This window comes from Streptomyces sp. NPDC087440, from assembly GCF_044744005.1.
Taxonomy (GTDB): domain Bacteria; phylum Actinomycetota; class Actinomycetes; order Streptomycetales; family Streptomycetaceae; genus Streptomyces.
On the sequence record NZ_JBIUXN010000014.1, the window covers coordinates 140,700 to 161,990 of the forward strand.

Consider the following 21,291-nt stretch of genomic DNA (forward strand, 5'->3'; position numbering starts at 1 on the left):
TGGACCTCGGCGTTCAACGGAAAGGAACGAGCGCTCATGCGCGAGATCCTCGGAAGGCGACGCAGGCTCCGGTTCCGGCGAAGCGAGCGGCCAGTCCTGCCCGGTACGGCGCTCACCTGCGCCACCGCGTGGCAGTGGCCGGTGCTGCCGGGCGTGGGGCTGACGGCGGCCGGCGGCCGCGCGGGCACAGCGGTGCGCTGTGCCTGCCCCGATCCCGAGTGCGTGGTGCCCGGCGCGCACCCTTTCGACCCCGGGCTGCTGGCCGCCACCACCGATGCGCGCATGGTGCGCTGGTGGTGGGAGAAGCGCCCGGACGCACCGGTGGTGCTCGCCACCGGCGGGCGCGCCCCCTGTGCGCTCAGCCTGCCGGCGCTGGCGGGCGCGCGGGCGCTGGTGGCGCTGGACCGGATGGGGGTGCGCCTGGGTCCGGTGGTGGCGACACCCACCCGGTGGTCGCTGCTGGTCTCCCCGTACTCCCTGGAGCGACTCGGTGAACTCCTGTACGCGAAGGACCGGGTGCCCTCCTCCCTGAGGTTCCACGGCGACGGCGGCTATCTGGTGCTGCCGCCCGCCGAAACGGGCGCGGGGCAGGTGCGCTGGGAACGGGAGCCGGTACCGGGCGAGGACGGGCGCCCCTGGCTGCCGGACGTGGAGACCGTGCTGGACGCCCTGGTGGTGGCCAGCAGCGGAGCCCCCGGCGGCGGCAGCAGGCTCGCGTACTGACGCCGCACCCGGTGAGCGGCATCCGGCGTTAACCACGGTGTGCCGCTCACTCGTAAGGGTGTGAGACGGCGCGAGTTCAGCGGAATTGGGCGCGCGACCGGCAAGCCGCGCGCCATCCGTCGATATCTTCGGCCCACCGTCACGAATTTCCCGGCAGTTGACAGGTGGGACTCCCCTTGAATATCCGCATGATCGGGCTTTCGGCCGTCGTGGTGTTCACCGTTCTGCTGCCGTTCGCGGGAGCCTCCGCCGGGCCCGCCCCCGGAACCCCGGCCGAACCCGAGAAGGTGCTCGCCCAGGCGCCGCCCGTGGCGGACGACCCGAAGCCCCACGAGACCGAAGCCCTGGGGCGCACGCGTGCCCGGTGCGGTCCCGAGGTGTCCTCCCCCGACGGCGTGGAGGCGCAGACCTGTGTGCTCACCGAGAAGGGCGAGACCTGGGCGCGCGCGTACTACCGCAATGCGACGGGGGAGGAACTCGACGCCGTACTGACGCTGATGGGTCCGGCCGGTCGTACGGTACGGATGCGTTGCGCGGTCGGTGCGGAGGACGAGCCGGGGTCGTGCGAGACGCCGCGCGAGCCGGTGCCGAAGAAGACGGCGGCGACGGGAGAGGGCACGGAGCCGTACACGGCGGTGTCGGAATTCGCGGGTCCGGGAGACGGTCCGCTGCTGCTGCGCTCGGGGAGCAACTCACCGGAGCCGGCAGGGCCGTAAGGGCCTTGAGAACGGAAAGGCCCGATCGCTGGCGACGGGGGATGCACCAGCGACCGGGCTCCTAGAACGGTAACAAGAGATCTGCTGTTCGCAAATTCGATCTCGTGTATTCAGACAGGGATTTACTCGTCAGTACGGCCCACTGTGACCGGAGTCACCGCGCCCGCTCCGTCCCGTTGTGCGACGTGCAACGGAGGGGCCCCTCAGGACCCCTCCGGGCGGATCAACTCAGCGTCACCTGACGGTTGGTGAGGCCGCCGCGCGAGCGCCGCTCCTCGGCCGTCAGCGGCGCGTCCGAGGAGAGTGCCACGGCGAGCCGCTCGGCGAACTCCGCGGCGGGCTTCTCGCACTCCTCCGCCGTCATCCCGGTCGGCAGGTCCCACACCGGAACGATGATTCCGTGTGCCCGGAACGAGCCGACGAGGCGGGTGTTCTCGCCCAGCGACGAGGTGCCCGCGGCGTGCAGCCGGGCCAGCGCGTCCAGGAGCTTCTCCTCCGGGTGCGGCATGGCCCACCGCAGGTGGTTCTTCTCGGGCGTCTCGCACCAGTACGCGCTGTCCACGCCGGTCAGCCGTACGGTCGGGATCGCGGCGGCGTTGGCACGCTCCAGGGAGGCGGTGACCTCGGCGTTGGCGTTCTCCGCGTCCGGCACCCAGAACTCGAAGCCCGTGTGCACGTCCGGCGCGAACGCGGCGTTCGGGTCCAGCAGGTCCTGGAGGCGCGGGCCGTCGGCGGGCGCCTTGTCGGCGGTGACCGGGTTGCCGGGCTCGGCGACCAGGGCCCTCTGCAGGGTGTTCGCCAGGTCGCGGCTCAGGTCGCCGGAGGGGGTGTCGTTCTGCAGGCCGAGGAGGACGGAGCCGTCCTCGCGGCGCAGCGCGGGCCACGCCATCGGCAGCACCGTCGCGAGGGTCACCGACGGAACGCCCTCGGGGAGGCCGCCCTTGAGGGTGAGCTCCACCGTCGCGGCCGGGACCAGCTCGCGCAGCGCGACCCAGTCGCACTCCCCGGCCAGGCCCTCGAAGGGGCGCTGGACCAGCTCGGTCACGGCGTGCGAGGCGGCGCGGCCGTGGCACGCCTTGTAGCGGCGGCCCGAGCCGCACGGGCAGGGCTCGCGCGCCCCGACCACCGGCACGGGCTCGTTGCTGGTGTTCTGCGGCTTGGCGGCCTTGGTCTGCGGGCGCTTCTTGGCCATGCGTGCTTCTCCCATTGCGGCAGTGCGGTGTCGGCGCGAGCCTAGCCGCAATGGGGAGCACGTCCTTCGTGCCGCGAGCACCGGGGCCGGTGACAGGGCTTGAGCGCGGTGAGCACCGGCGCCGGTGACAGGGGCGTCGCGTGGATGTCGCGTCGCCGGTGCCGGTGCTGCGCCTTCAGCCCAGATCGTCGAACGGGACCGCGAAGTCCAGTGCCGGTGGTGCGACGCGGGTGGCGAAGTCGCTGTGCCGGTCGCTCGCTTCGAGCACCACCCACACCGTCACCTCGCCGGACGCCCGGTCGTCCCGTACGCCCCAGTCGCGGGCGAGCGCGCTGATGATGTTCAGTCCGCGGCCGCCCCGCGCGGTCACCGAGGGAGTGGCCGGAACCGGGCGGGTCGGACCGCCGCCGTCCGTCACTTCCACGGTCAGCCGCCCCGCCGGATCGACTCCCCAGGCGGCGCGCACGTCTCCGTCGCCGACCTCGGTCGCGCCCAAGGGCCTGCCATGCCGACAGGCATTGCTCAGTAGTTCGGAAAGGACCAGAACCGCATCATCGACGACCGATTCGGACACCCCTTGTGTGCGCAACTCCGTACGCATCTGGTGTCTTGCCGCCCCTACGCCGGCAGGGCCATGCGGAATGGCCATGCACGACGACGTGGGCACCTCCTGTGCCTCCATCAACGCCACCCCCGAGACCTCCTTCGCCCCACGCCACCGTGTGAATTCCCCAATGGCCTGGACCGGAAACCGGCCAAGCATTGGCCAATGATGCACTCGTAACGATCGAATACGGTACGGATGCGCCGGTGCACTCCCCGTAGTGGGCCCAGGTCGGCGTCGGAGGGCTAGGTGCGGCCGAGTTGCGCCAGTACCTGCTTGGGGCGGTTGGTGATGATCGCGTCCACGCCGAGGCGGACGCACAGCTCCACGTCCTCGGGCTCGTTCACCGTCCAGACGTGCACCCGGTGCCCCGCGCGGTGGAGGCGGGCGATGTAACCGGGGTGGTTGCGCACGATCCGCATGCCGGGGCCCGCGATCCTCGCGCCCGCCGGGAGCCGCCCGTCGCGCAGCCGGGGCGTCACGAACTGCATCAGGTACACCGTCGGGATGGCGGGCGCCGCGAGGCTCACCCGGTGCAGGGAGCGCGCCGAGAAGCTCATGACGCGTACGGGAGCGGGGGTGCCCGCCTCCTGGGGCGGCCCGTCGAGACCGAACCGCTTCAGCATCTCCAGCAGCTTCTCCTCGACCTGACCCGCCCACCGGGTGGGGTGCTTGGTCTCGATGGCCAGCTGGATCGGACGGCCCGCGTCCGCGACCAGTTCGAGCAGCCGCTCCAGCGTCAGTACGGAGGTGAGTTCGCCGCGGTCCGGGTCGCGGTCCGGGCGCTCCCCGCTCTCCTCGATGCCCTTCCAGGAGCCGAAGTCGAGCGCGGCGAGGTCGGCCAGCTCCAGTGCGGAGACGGCGCCCCGGCCGTTCGAGGTGCGGTTGACCCGGCGGTCGTGCACACAGACGAGATGGCCGTCGGCGGTCAGGCGCACATCGCACTCCAGGGCGTCGGCCCCGTCCTCGATGGCCCTGCGGTACGCGGCCAGGGTGTGCTCGGGGGCCTCCTCGGAGGCTCCGCGGTGGGCGACTACCTGGATGGTCTGCTGTCGTGCGTGGGTCACCGCGTCATGGTGTCACCGACGACGGGCAGGTGTACGCGAAGCGGTGCGGGGAACGGGTGCCGCGAGGGGTGCACGGGGCCGTTCGGCCTCTTCGGGACGGCCTCCGGGTGCGTCCCATTAGTCCGGAATAAAGGATGAAGAGCGGACGCACAGGTCCCGTTTACAGTGCTCTGACGTGCTGTGGGAAAAGCTGACAGCACACACTTGCACAGTGGGAAAACGGCCTACAACGGGACAAGGGATCCCGGAGCGTGCCGGATCATCAGAAGCAGGACGACGTGGAACCGAGGAGAGAGCTGTGAGCACCGAGAACGAGGGCACTGCGGTACCGGCCGCCCCGTCCGTACCGCCGTCTCCCGTCCCGGCCACGGAACAGGGCGCGCCGACGGCCGGTGCTGCCGGTGCCGGTGCTCAGGAGGCTCCGGTCACCAACGCCGGTGCTCAGACGGCCCCTGCCACCGGTGCCGGTGCTCAGGCGGCCCCTGCCACCAGCGCCGGTGCTCACCCCGACGCCGTGACCCCCGCCGACAGGGTGCCGGCCCCGGAGCACACGGCGCAGCTCCCGTTGACCCCGCCGCCCGCCGCCCACCAGTCCTCCCCGCACCAGCCCCCGATGCCGCAGGCCCCCCAGCACCAGGCGCCGCAGCACCCCGTTCCTGGAGCCCCCGGCGCCCCCGCCGCCCCGGGAGCGGCCTGGCCCCCGCCGCCGCCCGCGTTCCCGACGTACGGCACCGCGTACGGCAGCGGCAGCGGCGGCGACGCGCACCACAACAGCGGCGGTCACGGCGGTGGTCACGGCGGTGGCGACCCCTGGGGCGCCCCCCTGGGCCAGGAGCCCCCGGCCCCCAAGCGCAAGGGCCGCGGCGGGCTGATCGCCGCCGTCCTGGTCGCCGCACTGGTGGCGGGCGGCGTCGGCAGCGGCATCGGTTTCTGGGCCGCGAACCGCGAGGCGAACTCCCCCGGCGGCTCCACCACCATCTCGGCCGCGGGCAACCCCCAGGACTTCAAGCGCGACCCCGGCAGCGTCGCGGGCGTGGCGGGCAAGGCACTGCCCTCCGTCGTCACCATCGACGCACAGAGCGGCAGCGGCGAGGGGGGTACCGGCACCGGCTTCGTCTACGACAAGCAGGGCCACATCCTCACCAACAACCACGTGGTCGCCTCGGCCGCCGACGGCGGCGAACTGTCCGTCACCTTCTCCAACGGCAAGAAGTACGCCGCCGAAGTCGTCGGCCGCGCCCAGGGTTACGACGTCGCCGTCATCAAGCTCAAGAACGCGGGCGACCTCAACCCGCTTCCTCTCGGCGACTCGGACAAGGTTGTCGTCGGCGACGCGACGATCGCCATCGGCGCGCCCTTCGGCCTGTCCAACACGGTCACCACGGGCATCATCAGCGCCAAGGACCGCCCGGTCGCCTCCGGTGACGGCCAGGGCAGCAAAGCCTCGTACATGAGCGCCCTGCAGACGGACGCCTCCATCAACCCCGGCAACTCCGGCGGCCCGCTCCTCGACTCGCGCGGTGCGGTCATCGGCATCAACTCCGCGATCCAGTCCGTCCCCAGCGGCGGCTTCGGCTCCGGCAGCGGCCAGGCGGGCTCCATCGGCCTCGGCTTCGCCATCCCGATCAACCAGGCCAAGACGGTCGCCGAGCAGCTCATCAAGACGGGCAAGCCGGTCTACCCGATGATCGGCGCGACGGTGTCGATGGAGCAGAAGGGCGACGGCGCGAAGATCGCCGAATCGGGCGCGGGCAACACTCCTGCGGTCACCCCGAACGGCCCGGCCGCATCGGCGGGCCTCAAGCCCGGCGACGTCATCACCAAGTTCGAGGACCGCGTCATCGACAGCGGCCCGACCCTGATCAGCGAGATCTGGACCCACAAGCCCGGCGACAAGGTCAAGCTGACCTACACCCGCGGCGGCAAGGAGTCCACCACCGAAGTAACCCTCCAGGCACGCGAGGGCGACGGCTGACCGGCTAGGCTGTCCTCGCGTCCCCGCAGGTCGGTGACGCGAGGGTGGGTTGCCCGAGCGGCCTAAGGGAACGGTCTTGAAAACCGTCGTGGCAGCGATGTCACCGTGGGTTCAAATCCCACACCCACCGCACAGTGGCCGCAGCCGAGTTGCGGCAGTACGCCGAAGGGGCGTCCGGAGTTTCTCCGGGCGCCCCTTTCGCGTGCCGTGCGGGTATCTACGCGCGCGTGTCCGCGGTGAGGCGGGCCGCCGAGGCGAGGGTGGAGTGGATTTCCGGGAGGGTGAGGCCGGTGTGGAGGGCGGCCTCGGTGAGGGCGGGGGCGAGGGTTTCGCCGATGCCGTTCTCGTGGGCGCGGCAGGCGGCCCAGAAGAGGCGGGTGTTGCGCTGGCCCTCGCGGGCGGTGCGGACGAATTCCACGAGGCCGTGGCCGTTGGCGGTACGTAACGGGGGCGACGGCGGGGGCTTGCGGCGCTCCTGGGTGAGGAGTGCGAGGAGGGGCGGTGGGCACGGGGCGGCCGGGAGGTTCGCCGTGCCGGGGGCCATGCGGTAGACACCGGCCGAGGTCAGGGAGCCGGGGCCGACCAGGTAGCCGCCCGCGCCGCGCACGTCGATGCCCGGCGCCAGGCGGCTCGCGGAGTTGGGGACCGTGACGCCCGGCGGTCCGGTGAGCCAGAGGTGGCGGCCGCCGGAGGGGGTGAGCACGGTGAGCGTGACGGGGATCGGGAAGTCGTGCTCGCGCGCCAGGTGGTGGAGGGCGGCGAGCGGGTCGGCACCGTGCTTGGTGTCCAGGTCGAGGCCGATGAGGTGGTGCCGGGGCCGGCCGCAGGCGATGCCGTAGCCGGTGGCCCAGGGGGCGGCCGCGAACAGGGCGCGGACGACCGCAGGATCGGTGGAGGCGTCGTGCACACCGTGCCCGGGGAAGCCGCAGGCGCCGCGGCAGGGCGGGCCCGGCGCGGGGGGCTCGTCGCGGTGCGGCGAGGGCAGGGCCGGGAGTTTGGTCCGGGACAGCGGGATGACGGGCAGGCCGCGCTCAGCGGCCGAGAGCGCGTGTGCGAGGGCCAGGGTGGCGGTGAGCCGGTCTGGAGTGGCCATGCCTCCATGGTCGTACAGATGTTCGAGTTAGGGAAGCCGGAAAAGTTGGCTGAAAATGTGCCGGAACGGTTCCTCTTATGGGGTTACTGGACTCTGTGCGCCATTTGGCCGACAGATGGGGGATTTGGGGTGAGGTTGAGGGTTTATCGACAAAACCTCACGCTTGCGAGCGAATAAATGCGTGGTGGGTGGTTCGCCGGGGATTCGGTAGGTCAATCTGATCTCGCGACGTCGTCACCAGCACCGAGGCAGTCGGCCAACTTCCTCGGCATCAGCCGTACTTAACAGTTCCTGGAGGAATTGACATGGCACGTATCCGTAACGCCCGCGTCATCGCCGCTGTCGCCGCTCTCCCCCTCGCGGCCGCCCTGTTCACGGGTGTTGCCACCGCCGACAACGGTTCCTTCGCGGACGACGGATCGAACGCGACCGTTGCCACGCAGAACGGCACCGGCGTGGGCGGCACCAACAACGGCAACTCCGTGACCACGCAGCAGGTGGCCACCGGTGCCGGCGCCTCGAACCAGAACAACACCGCCGCGGTGAACGGCTCGGACGACACGTCCATCCAGCAGGGCAACGAGAACGTCGCGGTGAACTTCACCGAGCTCTGGTAGTACTGCGCGGCCTGATGGGGGTCTGTGCTGCGGGGTGAACGACTGCCTGTGCGGCGGTGCTTCGGCGCCGCCGCACAGGCATGTGTGCGTGCGGTCTCCGGCTCTTGACAGGGTCCAGGGATCTGACGGACAGTCAGAAACCTTGTTCCGTACGTCCGGACCACCCGCCGGAGGGCCCCGCCGTGCACCTCGCACCGACCGAGCGCCAGCAGCGGCTGCGCGCCGAGCTCCGTACGTACTTCCGTGAACTGATGCCGGACGGCCCGCCCACCGGGGCGGCGGACCAGCGCGCCCTGCTGCGGCGGATCGGCGCCGACGGGATGCTCGGGCTCGGCTGGCCGAAGGAGTACGGCGGCCAGGGCCGCTGCCCCGACGAACAGTTCGTCTTCTTCGACGAGGCCTACCGCGCGGGCGCGCCCGTCTCGATGGTCACGCTCAACACGGTCGGCCCGACCTTGATGAAGTACGGGACCGAGGAGCAGCGGGAGTTCTTCCTGCCGCGCATCCTGCGCGGCGAACTCGTCTTCGCCATCGGCTACAGCGAGCCGGAGGCCGGAACGGACCTCGCCTCGCTGCGCACCCGCGCCGTGCCCTCGCCGGAGGGCGACGCGTGGCTGATCGACGGGCAGAAGGTCTTCACCAGCAACGCCCAGAACGCGGACTGGATCTGGCTCGCCTGCCGCACCGACCCCGAAGCGCCCAAGCACCGGGGGATATCGATCGTCCTGGTCCCGACGGACGCGCCCGGATTCTCGTGGACGCCGATCGAGACGGTCGGCGGCCTGACCACCACCGCCACGTATTACGACGGGATACGGGTCCCGGCGGGGAACCTGGTCGGGGCCGAGAACGAGGGCTGGGGGCTGATCACCAACCAGCTCAACCACGAGCGCGTCGCCCTCGCGGCCATCGGGATGCAGGCCGAGGACGCATACGCACAAGCCGTGGCCCATGCCCGCCGCGTCGACCCGGAAACCGGCGAAAGGCCAGGTGAGAGGCCCTGGGTGCGGGCCCAACTCGCCGAGGCGCACGCCCGGCTGGCGATGGTGCGGCTGTTGAACTGGCGGCTGGTCGGCGACGTGGGCGCGGGCACGCTGGCGCCGGGCGACGCCAGCGGCGTGAAGTTCGTCGGCACCGAGAACGCGGTCGCCGTCTACCAGCTCTGCCAGGAAGTGGTGGGCGACGCAGGCCTGGTGCGGGCCGGATCGCCGGGGGCCTTCGGGGACGGCGAGCTGGAGCGGATGAACCGGGCCGCGCAGATCAACACCTTCGGCGGCGGGGTGAGCGAGGTGCAGCGGGAGATCGTGGCGACCATGCGGCTCGGGATGCGGAGGACCAAGCGGTGACGGGCGAGAAGATGACGGACAGTGCGGGGTCGCAAAAATTCGTCACAGAAAGTTACGACGATGGGGAACATGCCGGATTCCACGCTCGTTTGAAGAAGTACGAGGGGCGGACGGCGGCCTCCTCGGCAGTGGGCAAGGACCTGGTCAACGAGCCGATGATCAGGCACTGGTGCGAAGCGATGGGAGACACCAGTCCGGCGTATGAGGGGCCGGATGCGACAGCTCCGCCGACGATGCTCCAAGCCTGGACGATGGGCGGATTGTCCGGGCACACGGATCGCTCGTCGGCGTACGAGGACCTGTTCGCGCTGCTCGACGGCGCCGGGTGTACGTCGGTGGTGGCCACCGACTGCGAGCAGGAGTACGTGCGGGAGTTGCGGCCCGGACAGCGGATCACCTTCGACGCGGTGATCGAGTCGGTGTCCGACCGCAAGACGACCAAGCTGGGCACCGGGTACTTCGTCACGACCCGGATGGACGTCTTCGGGGACGGGGAACTGGCGGGCACGCACCGCTTCCGCATCCTCAAGTACGCCCCGAGGCAGCGCCAGGACGGCCCGGCTGCGAGCACAACTCAACAGGGAGCGGCGAGACAGGAGCACGCACAGCCCCGGGCAGAGACTTGGGCGGCGCTCGGGGTGGAGACCGGCCGGGCGGCGCCCCGGGCCGAGACCCGGAAGGACGCTCCTCCCGCGCTGCGGCCGCGGCCGGTGGTCAATCGCGACAACGCCGGTTTCTGGAAGGGGGTTTCCGACCATCGGCTGCTGATCCAGCGCTGCGAGGCGTGCGAGGTGCTCCGCTTCCCGTGGCTGCCCGGGTGCAACGGATGCGGTTCGGCGCGGTGGGACACCGTCGAGGCGAGCGGCGAGGGCACGGTCTTCTCCTACGTCGTCATGCACCACCCGGCGTTCCCGGCCTTCGACCCGCCGTACGCGGTGGGGCTGATCGAACTGGCCGAGGGCGTGCGGATGATCAGCAACGTCGTCGGGGTGCCGGCCGAGCGGGTGCGGATCGGGATGCGGGTCGCGGCGGAGTTCCAGCGCTTCGACGAGGAGTTGGAGCTGCCGGTGTTCCGGGTCGTGGACGGCGAGGGGTGAGCGGGATGGACTTCACGCCGAGCGAGGAGCAGCAGGCCGCGCGGGACCTGGCGGCACGGATCTTCGGCGACCTGTCCACGCACGAGCGGCTGGCCGCGGCCGGTACGGGCAGCGATGCGGAGCTGTGGAAGCGGCTGGGCGGGGCCGGACTGCTCGAAGCGGTCGAGTCGGTGGGGCTGTTGGGGCTGGTTCTGCTGTTGGAGGAGCAGGGGCGGACGACGGCACAGGTTCCGTTCGCGGCCACCGGTGTCGCGGGTCTGCTCGCGATGGGCGCTTTCGGGACGCGAAAACAGCGGGAAACGATGGGCCCGGGGCTTCGAAACGGCTCCCTTGTGGCCGTAGGTGCGTTTTCGGCCACCGGGCCCGGACACGTTCGGGTGAGTGGCGGTGCGGAATCCGGCGACGGCTCGTACGTGTGTGCGCTGTCCGGGGTCGTGCCGGTGGTGCCGTGGCTGCGGGACGCCACCCATGTGCTGGTGCCGGACAGGGACCGGGGCCTGTGGGTCGTACGGGCCGAGGAGGCCGGGGTCCGGGTGGAGCCGGTGGAGACCACCGCGCCCTGGGCTGCGGGGCGGCTCACGCTCGACGGGGCGCGGGCCGAGCGGCTGGGCGGGCCGGGCCCGGCGGCGTACGAGAGCGTGCGGAGGGCGGCGACGATCGCGTACGCGGGGCTCCAGGCCGGGGTCTGCGCGGGGGCGGTGGCGCGGGCCGCGGAGTACACCTCGCAGCGGGAGCAGTTCGGGCGGCCGCTGTCCACGAAGCAGGCGGTCCAACTGCGGGCCGCCGACGCGCACATGGACACCGAGGCGATCCGGGTCACGGCGTACGAGGCCGCCTGGCGGTACGACGAGGGCCTCCCGCACGCGACGCACGCCCTGACCGCCGCCTGGTGGGCGTCCGAGGCGGGGCGGCGCGTGGTGCACGCGGGTCAGCACCTGCACGGCGGGATGGGCGCCGACCTGGAGCACCCCGTGCACCGGCACTTCCTGTGGGGGCGGCAGATCGACGCCTACCTGGGCGGCGGGGGTCAGTCGTTGGAGAGGCTCGGAGAACTGCTCGTGGCGGAAGGGGCCGAGGAATGAGTTCCGGTGGGCTGGGGGAACTGCGGGCCGGTGCGGAGCTGGCGCCGTTGGAGATCGCGGTGACGCGGACGCTGATCGTCGCCGGGGCGGTGGCCTCCCGCGACTACCAGGACGTGCACCACGACGTCGAGGCCGCGCGGGAGAAGGGGTCGCCGGACATCTTCATGAACATCCTGACGACCAACGGCCTGGTCGGCCGGTATGTGACCGACCGGCTCGGCCCCGGGGCCCGGCTGCGGGCGGTGAAGATCCGGCTCGGCGCGCCCAACTACCCGGGCGACACGATGGTGTTGCGCGGGACGGTCAGCGAGGTCGACGCGTCCGAGGGCACCGCCGAGATCCACATCGTCGGCGCGAACGGCATCGGCCGTCACGTCACCGGCACGGTGAAGGTGGCGTTCGCACCGGTCCGTGAGGCGGAGGAGCGTGCATGAGCATCCACAGGGCGGACGAGCTGGGCGGGAAGGCCGCGATCGTGGGGATCGGGGCGACCGAGTTCTCCAAGGACTCCGGGCGCAGTGAGCTGAAGCTGGCCGTGGAGGCGGTGCACGCGGCACTCGACGACGCCGGGCTGGTGCCCGCGGACGTGGACGGGCTGGTCACCTTCACCATGGACACCAGCCCGGAGATCACCGTCGCGCAGGCGGCCGGGATCGGCGAGCTGTCGTTCTTCTCCCGCATCCACTACGGCGGCGGCGCGGCCTGCGCGACCGTGCAGCAGGCTGCGCTGGCCGTGGCGGCGGGGGTGGCCGACGTGGTGGTCTGCTACCGGGCGTTCAACGAGCGCTCGGGGCGCAGATTCGGGTCCGGGGTGCAGCGCAGGGAGCCGTCGGCGGAGGGCGCGGCGATGGGCTGGGCGCTGCCGTTCGGGCTGCTCACGCCCGCGAGCTGGGTGGCGATGGCGGCGCAGCGGTACCTGCACACGTACGGGCTCACCCCCGAGGCGTTCGGGCATGTCGCGGTGACCGACCGGCGGCACGCGGCGACCAATCCGGCCGCCTACTTCCACGGCAAGCCCATCACCCTCGCCGACCACGCCGCCTCGCGGTGGATCGTGGAGCCGCTGCGGCTGCTCGACTGCTGCCAGGAGACCGACGGCGGCCAGGCGATCGTGGTGACCAGCGCCGAGCGGGCCCGCGACCTCGCGCAGCCGCCCGCCGTGATCGTGGCCGCCGCCCAGGGGGCCGGGCGCGGGCAGGAGGCGATGACCAGCTTCTACCGGGACGATCTGACCGGGCTGCCGGAAATGGACGTGGTGGCACGGCAGTTGTGGCGCACGTCGGGGCTCGCGCCCTCGGACATCGACGTGGGGATTCTGTATGACCACTTCACGCCGTTCGTGCTGATGCAGCTGGAGGAGTTCAGGTTCTGTAAGCCGGGTGAGGCGGCCGACTTCGTGGCGGCGGATGCCCTGCCGCTGAACACGCACGGGGGCCAGCTGGGCGAGGCCTACCTGCACGGCATGAACGGGATCGCCGAGGCCGTCCGGCAACTGCGCGGCACCTCGGTGAACCAGGTGGCGGGCGCGGCGCGGACGCTGGTGACGGCGGGCACCGGGGTTCCCACATCCGGGTTGATCCTGGGTGCCGATTGCTGACCGCCCCGGCGTGAGTCGTGGACTCCGGTACTGAATGACCGTTAGCTCACCTTATGTACCGATTCACTGGCTCAGCGTATGTACCGTACGTACGAAAATGGCCCTCCGGCAGGTGGGTGACGCTCGCGGTCGTGCTCGTCGCCCTGTTCACCACGCCGGTGCTGCCCGCACCCGGGGCGGCGGCCGACCCCGGGGCCAAGGAGGCGGCGGCGAAGCCGTACTCCGGGCGGCCCGTGCACTTCAACGGCTGGGCCTTCGACACCTGCGAGGCGCCCTCCGTCGCCACCATGAAGGCGTGGCGCGCCTCGTCCCCGTACCGCGCCGTCGGCGTCTACTTCGGCGGCCGGGCCCGCGGCTGCCCGCGCCAGACCAACCTCAACAAGCAGTGGATCACGTCGGTGGACCGGATGGGCTGGTTCCTGCTCCCGGTGTACGTCGGCTCCCAGTCCCCCTGCGTCACCGTTACCCACAAGCGCCCGTACGCGATCGGCCGCGACCCCTGGCGACAGGGCGCCGCCGAGGCCCGCGACGCGGTCAGGCGCGCCCGCTGGCACGGCATGATCCCCGGCAGCACCCTCTACCTCGACATCGAGTCGTACGACGTCGGCAACCGCGCCTGCGCCGCCCGCACCCTGGACTTCGTCCGCGCCTGGAACCGCGAACTGCGCCGCCACCGCTACGTCCCCGGCTACTACAGCAGCGCCGACTCCGGCGTCGCGCACCTGGAGTGGGCCCGCCGGGCGAAGATCAAGGACCTGCCCACCGTGGTGTGGTTCGCCCGCTGGGGCAAGAAGCCCTCGCTGGCCGGGGAGCCGTCGCTGCACCCCCGGGCCTGGATGCCGCACCGCCGCATCCACCAGTACGCCGGCAACGTCAAGGAGACCCACGGCGGGTACCGGCTGAACATCGACCGCAACCGCATCGACGCCCTGGTCGCCCGTACCTGGGAGTGACCTCCGCGCCCACCCGCGGCGGCCCCGACCCCGACGCGGGACGCGGCCCGACCCTGACATCCCCCCGGCCCCCCTCCACCTTCAGGAGGTGGGGCCCGCCCCACCCCTACAACCTGAGGCGGACATGCCTTCGGGACCTGGGGCCGATCCCCGGGGCCGCCTCCACTTCTAGCGTGGAACACATGACCACGCCTGTCTGCACCAGCGCATCGAAGGCCGCCACCGGGCACGCCGGGCACACCGCGAACCCCGGCCGCGCCGCCTTCACGGGGTACCCGTCGTTCTCCTCCTACGTCCGGGCCCGGGGCCCCGTCCTGCTGCGCACCGCGCGCTCGCTGACGGCCAACCCCAGCGACGCCGAGGACCTGCTGCAGACCGCGCTGACCAAGACGTACGTCGCCTGGGAGCGCATCGAGGACCACCGCGCCCTGGACGGTTACGTACGCCGGGCGCTGGTCAACACCCGCACCTCCCAGTGGCGCAAGCGCAAGGTCGACGAGTTCGCCTGCGACGAGCTGCCCGAGCCGTCCGCCTCCACGGTCGCGCCCGCCCCGGACCCCGCCGAGCGGCAGGTCCTGCACGACGCCATGTGGCGCGCGATCATGAAGCTCCCCGACCGCCAGCGCGCCATGGTCGTCCTCAGGTACTACGAGGACCTCAGCGAGGTGCAGACCGCCGAGGTGCTCGGCGTCTCCGTCGGCACCGTCAAGAGCGCCGTCTCACGCGCGCTCGGCAAGCTCCGCGAGGACCCCGAGCTGACCCCGGTGCGCTGACCGGCGGCGATCTCCCTTGCGGGCTCCCGAATTTTGCCTGCTTTTTGGTTACCTCCAGGTAGTGACATACCGCCGGGTACGCGCGCAGAATCGGCCGCACACCCACGGGCGACATTTCGCTGCCCGTGCTCTTTGTGCCTTATCGCGCGCCCACCGGGAGGACGCCGTGCTCAGCACCATGCAGGACGTATCGCTGACCGTGACCCGCATCCTGAAGCACGGGATGACGATCCACGGAAAGTCGCAGGTCACGACATGGACGGGTGAGGCGGAGCCGCAGCGCCGCAGCTTCGCGGAGATAGGCGGGCGCGCCACCCGTCTGGCGAACGCCCTGCGCGACGAACTCGGCGTCGTCGGCGACCAGAGGGTCGCGACCCTCATGTGGAACAACTCGGAGCACATCGAGGCGTACTTCGCGATCCCCTCCATGGGTGCCGTCCTGCACACCCTCAACCTCCGCCTTCCCGCCGAGCAGTTGATCTGGATCGTCAACCACGCCGCCGACCGCGTGGTCATCGCCAATGGCACCCTGCTCCCCCTGCTGGCCCCGCTCCTGCCGCACCTGCCGACCATCGAGCACGTGGTCGTCGCGGGCCCCGGCGACCGCTCCCTCCTCGACGGCTGCGCGCCGCAGGTCCACGAGTACGAGGAGCTGATCGCGGACCGTCCGGTCACCTTCGACTGGCCGGACGTCGACGAGCGCTCCGCCGCCGCCCTCTGCTACACCTCCGGCACCACCGGCGACCCCAAGGGCGTCGCGTACTCCCACCGCTCCATCTACCTGCACTCCATGCAGGTCAACATGGCCGAGTCGATGGGCCTCACCGACCAGGACACCACCCTCGTCGTGGTCCCGCAGTTCCACGTCAACGCCTGGGGCCTGCCGCACGCCACCTTCATGACCGGCGTCAACATGCTGATGCCCGACCGCTTCCTGCAGCCCGCCCCGCTCGCCGAGATGATCGAGCGCGAGCGCCCCACGCACGCCGCCGCCGTCCCCACCATCTGGCAGGGTCTCCTCGCCGAGGTCACCGCCAACCCCCGCGACCTCACCTCCATGAAGCAGGTCACCATCGGCGGCTCGGCCTGTCCGCCCGCCCTCATGGAGGCGTACGACAGGCTGGGCGTCCGGCTCTGCCACGCCTGGGGCATGACCGAGACCTCCCCGCTGGGCACCATGGCGCGCCCCCCGGCCGGTCTCACCCCCGAGGAGGAGTGGCCGTACCGCATCACCCAGGGCCGCCTCCCGGCGAGCGTCGAGGCGCGCCTGGTCGGCCCGGCCGGGGAGTTCCTGCCCTGGGACGGCGAGTCCGCCGGTGAGCTGGAGGTGCGCGGCGCCTGGATCGCGGGCTCGTACTACGGCGGCGCGGGCGGCGAGAACTTCCGCCCCGAGGACAAGATCAGCGAGGACGGCTGGCTGAAGACCGGCGACGTCGGCGTCATCAGCGCGGACGGCTACCTCACCCTCACCGACCGGGCCAAGGACGTCATCAAGTCCGGTGGCGAGTGGATCTCCAGCGTCGACCTGGAGAACGCCCTGATGGCCCACCCCGAGGTCGCCGAGGCGGCCGTCGTGGCCGTCCCGGACGAGCGCTGGGGCGAGCGCCCGCTGGCCACCGTCGTCCTCACGGAGGGCTCCACGGTCTCGTACACCGACCTGCGCGACTTCCTCGCGCAGTCCGTCGCCAAGTGGCAGCTCCCGGAGCGCTGGGCGCTGGTTCCGGCGGTGCCGAAGACGAGCGTCGGCAAGTTCGACAAGAAGGTGATCCGCAAGAGCTACGCGGACGGGGAGCTGGAGGTCACGGAGCTCTGAGGATGACGAGGGCCGGGGTCGTGTTTCACGTGAAACACGACCCCGGCCCTTCGTGATGTTTCACGTGAAACAGCGCCGCTCGGGCCTGTTTCACGTGAAACATCCATGCCTGTGCGTCAGTTGGTGCCGATCTTGGCCAGCAGATCCACAATCCGCCCCTGCACCTCGGCACTTGTGGAGCGTTCCGCGAGGAAGAGGACCGTCTCGCCCGAGGAGAGCCGCGGCAGCTGCGCCTGGTCGAGCCCGGCGGACGTGTAGACGACCAGCGGCGTGCGGTTCAACTGTCCGTTGGCGCGCAGCCAGTCGACGATGCCCGACCTGCGGCGGCGGACCAGCATCAGATCCATCACGACCAGGTTCGGCCGCATCTGGGTGGCCAGGTTGACCGCCTCGGTGTCCGTGGCGGCGCGCGCGATCTGCATGCCGCGCCGCTCCAGGGTGGCGGTCAGCGCGAGCGCGATCTCCTCGTGCTCCTCGATCAACAGGACGCGCGGCGGGTGCTGCTCGCTGTCGCGCGGCGCGAGCGCCTTGAGGAGCACGGCGGGGTCGGCGCCGTACGCCGCCTCCCGGGTCGCCTGCCCGAGGCCCGCGGTGACCAGCACCGGCACCTCCGCCGCCACGGCCGCCTGCCGCAGCGACTGGAGCGCGGTACGGGTGATGGGCCCGGTCAGCGGGTCCACGAACAGGGCGGCGGGGAACGCCGCGATCTGCGCGTCGACCTCCTCACGGGAGTGCACGATCACCGGCCGGTAGCCCCGGTCGCTGAGCGCCTGCTCCGTGGAGACGTCGGGCGCGGGCCACACCAGCAGCCTGCGCGGGTTGTCCAGCGGCTCCGGGGGCAGCTCGTCGTCCACGGGCTGCGGCACGGGCCGGTTGGAGACCTCCACCGCGCCGCCCGGGCCGTCCAGCGGCTCCGGACCCTCGCTGCCCTCGTCCGGGGCGTCTATGGCGTACGCACGCCCCTCGGAGGCCTCCGGGATCAGCTGCTGGTGCTGCGGGGCGACCGGACCGGTGGGGGTGCCGCCGGTCGGGGTGTGCTGGGAGCTCTGCGGGTGCGGGCGGGCCTCGGGCTCCGCCTCGGCGGCCCCGGCGAGCGCGGCGGCCGCCGGACGCTCGGCCTCGGTGGGCGCCGCCAGCTTGCGGCGGCGGCCCGAACCCAGCGTCTGGTTCTGCTGCTGGGCGATCTGCTGCGAGAACGGCGCGCCCTGCCCCAGCGTGCGCACGCTGAAGGCACGCCCCTGGGTGGAGTGCGCGGACTCGGCGGGCAGCGGCTGCGGCCCGCCGGGCAGCTGCGGCTGCGCCTGCGGGAGGGGCTGGGCCTGCGGGGCCTGCGGGTTGGCCACGTCGGCGGACGGCGTCGGCCAGCCGCCCGGCACGCTCTGCGCGGACCGCTCCTGCGGTACGTCACCGGGTCGCCCGGGAACGCGGTCCGCCTCGGCGGGCGGCAGCGCGAACGGGCTCCGCGCCTCCTCGGGCTCGGCCGGTGCGGAGGCCAGCGCACGCCGGGCGCGGCGGCCGCCCCCGGCCTGGGCGCGGGCCCCCTGGTGCGGGGCCACACCCGCGGAGGCGAGGACCTGCTCGTGCCCGGAGGTGTCGTCGGCGGACGGGGCCGGGCCCTCGGTACGGGCGGCGGGCATGGCGGAGGCGTCCGCGCCCGGCGGCCGCTGGCCGTGGGAAGCGGGGGCGGGTGCGGGCGGCAGCGCGGGCATGCCGCCGCCCTCGTGCGGGGCACGGCGGGCCAGGTCGCCGGGGCCCTGGCCGGGAAGCCCCTGTGCCGGAAGTCCCTGAGCCGGGAGCCCCTGTGCCGGAACGGCCTGCGGGGGCACGCCCTGCGGCGGCACGGTCTCGCCGAGCGCGGCACGCCCTGCGGCACCCTCGCCGGCCGTCACGACCGAGCCCTCGGCAGGTCCGGCGGGTGCGCCGGTCGGGTCGGTGGGCCGGGACGGGCCGGGCAGTGCCAGGGCCTGACCGGCACCGGGTGCGGGGGCGTCCGTACCGGAGGCAGCACCGGCCGGGCCTGCCGCGGGGTCCTCGGCGGGGCTCGGGCGGCCGCGCCTGCGGCCCGTGCCGCTGCCCGCGCCCTCGCCCGTGCCCTGGGCCGGGATCATCTCGTGCAGCTCGTCGGCGGGTCCGCGGCGGGCCCTGCGCCGCCCGCTGGGGGCGGCCTCGGGGGACGTACCGGGAGTCTCCGGGGTGCTCGGGGTGCTCTCCTCGGCGTCGAGGAAGGCGTCGGTGGAGGACCGCCGGGCCCGTCGGCCGCCGCCCTGCTGGGCCGGGACGGGGGCCGGGGTCTCCGGCGCCTCGGCGCCCGGGGCCTCGGGGGCGGGGGGCCGGACGACGCCGGAACCCTCGCCGATCGGCACCTCCAGGACGTACGCGCTGCCGGTCATGCCCGGCACCTCGTGCGTCTGGAGCACTCCGCCGTGCGCCTCGACGATGCCCCGCACGATCGGCTCGTGCACCGGGTCGCCGCCCGCGTACGGGCCGCGCACCTCGAAGCGGACGACCTCGCCGCGCTGGGCGGCGGCCACCACGATCGTGGAGTCCACGTAACCACCGGCCGCCGCGGCGGCCGGGGCCACCTTGCCGGTCGAGTCCACTCCGGCGACGTCCGCCACCAGGTGGGCCAGGGCGGTGGCCAGCCGTACGCCGTCCACCTCGGCCTCGATCGCGGGCGCGTGCACCGCGAACTGGGCGCGGCCCGGGCCGATCAGCTCGACCGCCCCCTCCACCGCCGCCGCGACGACGCCGTCCACCAGCACGTTTGTCTTGACCAGCGGCTCGACGCCGGAGGCCAGGCGCTGGAAGCCGAGCACGTTGTCGACCAGCGTCGTCATGCGGGCGTACCCGGCGGCCAGGTGGTGCAGGACCTGGTTGGCCTCGGGCCACAGCTGGCCCGCCGGGTCGGAGGCCAGCGTGCCGAGCTCGCCGCGCAGCTCCTCCAGGGGGCCGCGCAGGGAGCCGCCGAGCACGGCGCTCAACTGGGCGTGCCGGTCGGACAGTTCCTCGTACCGCTCCTTGCCCAGGGCGACCTCGGCGTCGTACCGCTCGCGCGTGGAGGACAGCTCCTCGGCGTGCTCGGCGGTCAGCCGCTCCAGCTCCTCGGCGTGCCGGCTCGCCTGCTCCTCGTACGCACGGCGGTCGGCGAAGGTCATCACCGCACCCACCAGCTGCTCGCCGTCGCGCACGGGGGCGGTCGTCAGGTCGACCGGGACCTGCTTGCCGTTCTTCGCCCACAGCACCTGGCCGCGCACCCGGTGCTTGCGGCCGGACTTCAGGGTGTCGGCGAGCGGGGACTCCTCGTACGGGAACGGCGTCCCGTCGGCCCGCGAGTGCACGGCGAGGGCGTGCAGCTCCTTGCCGCCCAGGTCGCTGGCGCGGAAGCCCAGGATCTGCGCGGCGGCCGGGTTCGCGAGGACGATGCGGCCCTCGGTGTCGGTGCCGACGACGCCCTCGGAGGCGGCGCGCAGGATCATCTCGGTCTGCCGCTGCGAGCGGGCCAGCTCGGCCTCGGTGTCGACGGTGCCCGAAAGGTCCCGTACGACCAGCATGAGGAGTTCGTCACCGGTGAGGGAGGTGGCGCCGGCCGGACGCTCGGCGGAGAAGGCGTCCCGCCCGTCCTCCAGGTTGGCGCTGGTGACCTCGACGGGGAACTGGCTGCCGTCGGTGCGGCGGGCGGTCATCCGGGTCGGCTTGGTGCGGCCCTGCGCGTCGGCCCCGGCGGGGCGGCGCATGGACCCGGGGATCAGCTTGGAGTCGAACTCCGGCAGCAGGTCGAGCAGTCCGCGCCCGACCAGTGCGGTGCCCGGGGCCTCGAAGGTCTCCAGGGCGATGGTGTTGGCGTTGACCACGGTCCCGTTGCAATTGACGAGCAGGAGCCCGTCCGGAAGTGCGTCGAGTATCGCTGCGAGGCGAGCAGCGCCTCGGGATGGCCTGCTGCTCACGACGACGGTTCCTCCCTGAATTACTGCATTTTGCCCAGTCGGTGACCCTCCGGCAGCCCCAATTTTTCCCCTTGGGGCGCACGTTGTCACTGGAAGGAGTCTAAAGGCTGGGGATGCGGGCGTGACGGCGGATGACGGGGAGCTGCTGTGGAGCTGCCGCCGCGACGGAAGTGGATCTTCGCGGAACGCGTGGCGGGCCCGGGCGGGGCACGAAGTGGATCTTCGTCGCGAATCGCCCCGACGGGCCGCCACAAGTGCTTTGCCCTGCCGCCCGGTCGCCTAGTACCGTGGGGTGCGATTGGTGACACCGCGCAATGCTGTGCCATCATCTGCAACGCACCTACTCGCGAACGCGCAAGCGCTGGCGTGTGTGGGTTGTGCTGGAGGCGTCGCCTAGTCCGGTCTATGGCGCCGCACTGCTAATGCGGTTTGGGTCTTAAAGCCCATCGAGGGTTCAAATCCCTCCGCCTCCGCCAGCACCACCGAAGCCCCGGTCCACCAGGACCGGGGCTTCGGTCGTTCTCGGGGACGGCTCGGCGTGCGGAGGCCGGGCAGGGGGTCCGATTTCCGGACGTGATCAGCGGGGGCGGTTGCCGCAGGCGCGCCACGCCCGTCACTCGTCTGGGTGTTTGTGCAGGTCAGGCGGGGTGTGCGCAATGGATTTCGCATGACGGCGCAGGTCATGTAATGTTCTTCTTG

General features: G+C 72.2%; 17 protein-coding genes and 2 tRNA genes. 14 read left to right on the forward strand and 5 right to left on the reverse strand.

What is annotated here, in order from left to right:
• Positions 1 to 36 precede the first annotated feature (36 nt).
• Both ACIO3O_RS26095 and ACIO3O_RS26100 read left to right on the forward strand, forming a co-directional pair.
• A complete protein-coding gene (locus tag ACIO3O_RS26095) occupies positions 37 to 723 on the forward strand; it encodes a bifunctional DNA primase/polymerase (protein WP_401749796.1) in 687 nt (228 codons plus the stop codon).
• 188 nt (positions 724 to 911) lie between these two features.
• Positions 912 to 1,439, forward strand: a complete 528-nt coding sequence (locus ACIO3O_RS26100; RefSeq protein WP_401749798.1) for a hypothetical protein — start codon at positions 912 to 914, stop codon at positions 1,437 to 1,439.
• 223 nt (positions 1,440 to 1,662) lie between these two features.
• Here the strand turns inward: ACIO3O_RS26100 and ACIO3O_RS26105 are convergent, their stop codons facing one another.
• The 3 genes from ACIO3O_RS26105 to ACIO3O_RS26115 all read right to left on the reverse strand — a co-directional run bounded on the left by ACIO3O_RS26105 (position 1,663) and on the right by ACIO3O_RS26115 (position 4,302).
• Positions 1,663 to 2,631 carry a DUF5926 family protein gene (locus ACIO3O_RS26105; RefSeq protein WP_401749800.1) on the reverse strand — a complete coding sequence of 323 codons (969 nt, stop codon included), beginning with the start codon at positions 2,629 to 2,631 and terminating at the stop codon, positions 1,663 to 1,665.
• A gap of 175 nt (positions 2,632 to 2,806) precedes the next feature.
• A complete protein-coding gene (locus tag ACIO3O_RS26110; RefSeq protein ID WP_401749802.1) occupies positions 2,807 to 3,394 on the reverse strand; it encodes an ATP-binding protein in 588 nt (195 codons plus the stop codon).
• Between the two features lie 86 nt (positions 3,395 to 3,480).
• Positions 3,481 to 4,302: a glycerophosphodiester phosphodiesterase gene (locus ACIO3O_RS26115; RefSeq protein WP_401749803.1), complete on the reverse strand. Its 822-nt coding sequence runs from the start codon at positions 4,300 to 4,302 to the stop codon at positions 3,481 to 3,483.
• Between the two features lie 298 nt (positions 4,303 to 4,600).
• Between ACIO3O_RS26115 and ACIO3O_RS26120 the strand changes: the two genes are divergently transcribed.
• Entirely contained in the window at positions 4,601 to 6,277 is a 1,677-nt protein-coding gene (locus ACIO3O_RS26120) for a trypsin-like peptidase domain-containing protein (RefSeq protein WP_401749805.1), read from the forward strand.
• A 43-nt stretch (positions 6,278 to 6,320) separates the two neighbouring features.
• Positions 6,321 to 6,407, forward strand: a tRNA-Ser gene (locus ACIO3O_RS26125).
• A gap of 87 nt (positions 6,408 to 6,494) precedes the next feature.
• Here the strand turns inward: ACIO3O_RS26125 and ACIO3O_RS26130 are convergent.
• Positions 6,495 to 7,370 carry a bifunctional DNA primase/polymerase gene (locus tag ACIO3O_RS26130; protein ID WP_401749807.1) on the reverse strand — a complete coding sequence of 292 codons (876 nt, stop codon included), beginning with the start codon at positions 7,368 to 7,370 and terminating at the stop codon, positions 6,495 to 6,497.
• A 305-nt stretch (positions 7,371 to 7,675) separates the two neighbouring features.
• Here ACIO3O_RS26130 and ACIO3O_RS26135 point away from each other — a divergent pair, with 305 nt between their 5' ends.
• From ACIO3O_RS26135 to ACIO3O_RS26175, 9 genes are all read left to right on the forward strand, one after another.
• Entirely contained in the window at positions 7,676 to 7,987 is a 312-nt protein-coding gene (locus ACIO3O_RS26135) for a hypothetical protein (RefSeq protein ID WP_189822611.1), read from the forward strand.
• Between the two features lie 182 nt (positions 7,988 to 8,169).
• Positions 8,170 to 9,333, forward strand: a complete 1,164-nt coding sequence (locus ACIO3O_RS26140) for an acyl-CoA dehydrogenase family protein (protein WP_401749809.1) — start codon at positions 8,170 to 8,172, stop codon at positions 9,331 to 9,333.
• Positions 9,334 to 9,344: 11 nt separating this feature from the next.
• The gene (locus ACIO3O_RS26145; protein WP_401750014.1) at positions 9,345 to 10,430 is read left to right on the forward strand and encodes a bifunctional MaoC family dehydratase N-terminal/OB-fold nucleic acid binding domain-containing protein; all 1,086 of its coding nucleotides are present in this window, start codon (positions 9,345 to 9,347) and stop codon (positions 10,428 to 10,430) included.
• Between the two features lie 5 nt (positions 10,431 to 10,435).
• Positions 10,436 to 11,512: an acyl-CoA dehydrogenase family protein gene (locus ACIO3O_RS26150; protein ID WP_401749811.1), complete on the forward strand. Its 1,077-nt coding sequence runs from the start codon at positions 10,436 to 10,438 to the stop codon at positions 11,510 to 11,512.
• Between the two features lie 20 nt (positions 11,513 to 11,532).
• Positions 11,533 to 11,946, forward strand: coding sequence for a MaoC/PaaZ C-terminal domain-containing protein (locus ACIO3O_RS26155; protein ID WP_401750015.1), 414 nt, complete (start codon positions 11,533 to 11,535; stop codon positions 11,944 to 11,946).
• Positions 11,943 to 13,109, forward strand: a complete 1,167-nt coding sequence (locus ACIO3O_RS26160; RefSeq protein ID WP_401749813.1) for a lipid-transfer protein — start codon at positions 11,943 to 11,945, stop codon at positions 13,107 to 13,109. Before ACIO3O_RS26155 ends, ACIO3O_RS26160 begins: the two co-directional genes overlap by 4 nt.
• 131 nt (positions 13,110 to 13,240) lie before the next feature.
• A complete protein-coding gene (locus ACIO3O_RS26165; RefSeq protein ID WP_401749815.1) occupies positions 13,241 to 14,062 on the forward strand; it encodes a DUF1906 domain-containing protein in 822 nt (273 codons plus the stop codon).
• Positions 14,063 to 14,244: 182 nt separating this feature from the next.
• Positions 14,245 to 14,835 (forward strand): SigE family RNA polymerase sigma factor, encoded by a 591-nt coding sequence (locus ACIO3O_RS26170; protein WP_401749819.1) that lies wholly within the window; start codon positions 14,245 to 14,247, stop codon positions 14,833 to 14,835.
• Positions 14,836 to 15,001: 166 nt separating this feature from the next.
• Positions 15,002 to 16,648 (forward strand): long-chain fatty acid--CoA ligase, encoded by a 1,647-nt coding sequence (locus ACIO3O_RS26175; RefSeq protein ID WP_401749821.1) that lies wholly within the window; start codon positions 15,002 to 15,004, stop codon positions 16,646 to 16,648.
• Positions 16,649 to 16,764: 116 nt separating this feature from the next.
• Here ACIO3O_RS26175 and ACIO3O_RS26180 read toward each other — a convergent pair whose 3' ends face one another.
• Positions 16,765 to 20,592 carry a PAS domain-containing protein gene (locus tag ACIO3O_RS26180; RefSeq protein WP_401749823.1) on the reverse strand — a complete coding sequence of 1,276 codons (3,828 nt, stop codon included), beginning with the start codon at positions 20,590 to 20,592 and terminating at the stop codon, positions 16,765 to 16,767.
• A gap of 382 nt (positions 20,593 to 20,974) precedes the next feature.
• Between ACIO3O_RS26180 and ACIO3O_RS26185 the strand changes: the two genes are divergently transcribed.
• Positions 20,975 to 21,068: transfer RNA gene (locus ACIO3O_RS26185), tRNA-Ser, on the forward strand.
• The last annotated feature ends 223 nt before the right edge of the window (positions 21,069 to 21,291 follow it).

Excerpts from the sequence above, each read along its gene's own strand:
- ACIO3O_RS26135 (WP_189822611.1), top strand. The coding sequence starts at position 7,676 with ATGGCACGTATCCGTAACGCCCGCGTCATCGCCGCTGTCGCCGCTCTC.
- ACIO3O_RS26160 (WP_401749813.1), top strand. The coding sequence starts at position 11,943 with ATGAGCATCCACAGGGCGGACGAGCTGGGCGGGAAGGCCGCGATCGTG.
- ACIO3O_RS26130 (WP_401749807.1), bottom strand. The coding sequence starts at position 7,370 with ATGGCCACTCCAGACCGGCTCACCGCCACCCTGGCCCTCGCACACGCG.
- ACIO3O_RS26100 (WP_401749798.1), top strand. The coding sequence starts at position 912 with ATGATCGGGCTTTCGGCCGTCGTGGTGTTCACCGTTCTGCTGCCGTTC.
- ACIO3O_RS26110 (WP_401749802.1), bottom strand. The coding sequence starts at position 3,394 with ATGCTTGGCCGGTTTCCGGTCCAGGCCATTGGGGAATTCACACGGTGG.
- ACIO3O_RS26150 (WP_401749811.1), top strand. The coding sequence starts at position 10,436 with ATGGACTTCACGCCGAGCGAGGAGCAGCAGGCCGCGCGGGACCTGGCG.
- ACIO3O_RS26170 (WP_401749819.1), top strand. The coding sequence starts at position 14,245 with ATGACCACGCCTGTCTGCACCAGCGCATCGAAGGCCGCCACCGGGCAC.
- ACIO3O_RS26145 (WP_401750014.1), top strand. The coding sequence starts at position 9,345 with ATGACGGACAGTGCGGGGTCGCAAAAATTCGTCACAGAAAGTTACGAC.
- ACIO3O_RS26105 (WP_401749800.1), bottom strand. The coding sequence starts at position 2,631 with ATGGCCAAGAAGCGCCCGCAGACCAAGGCCGCCAAGCCGCAGAACACC.
- ACIO3O_RS26095 (WP_401749796.1), top strand. The coding sequence starts at position 37 with ATGCGCGAGATCCTCGGAAGGCGACGCAGGCTCCGGTTCCGGCGAAGC.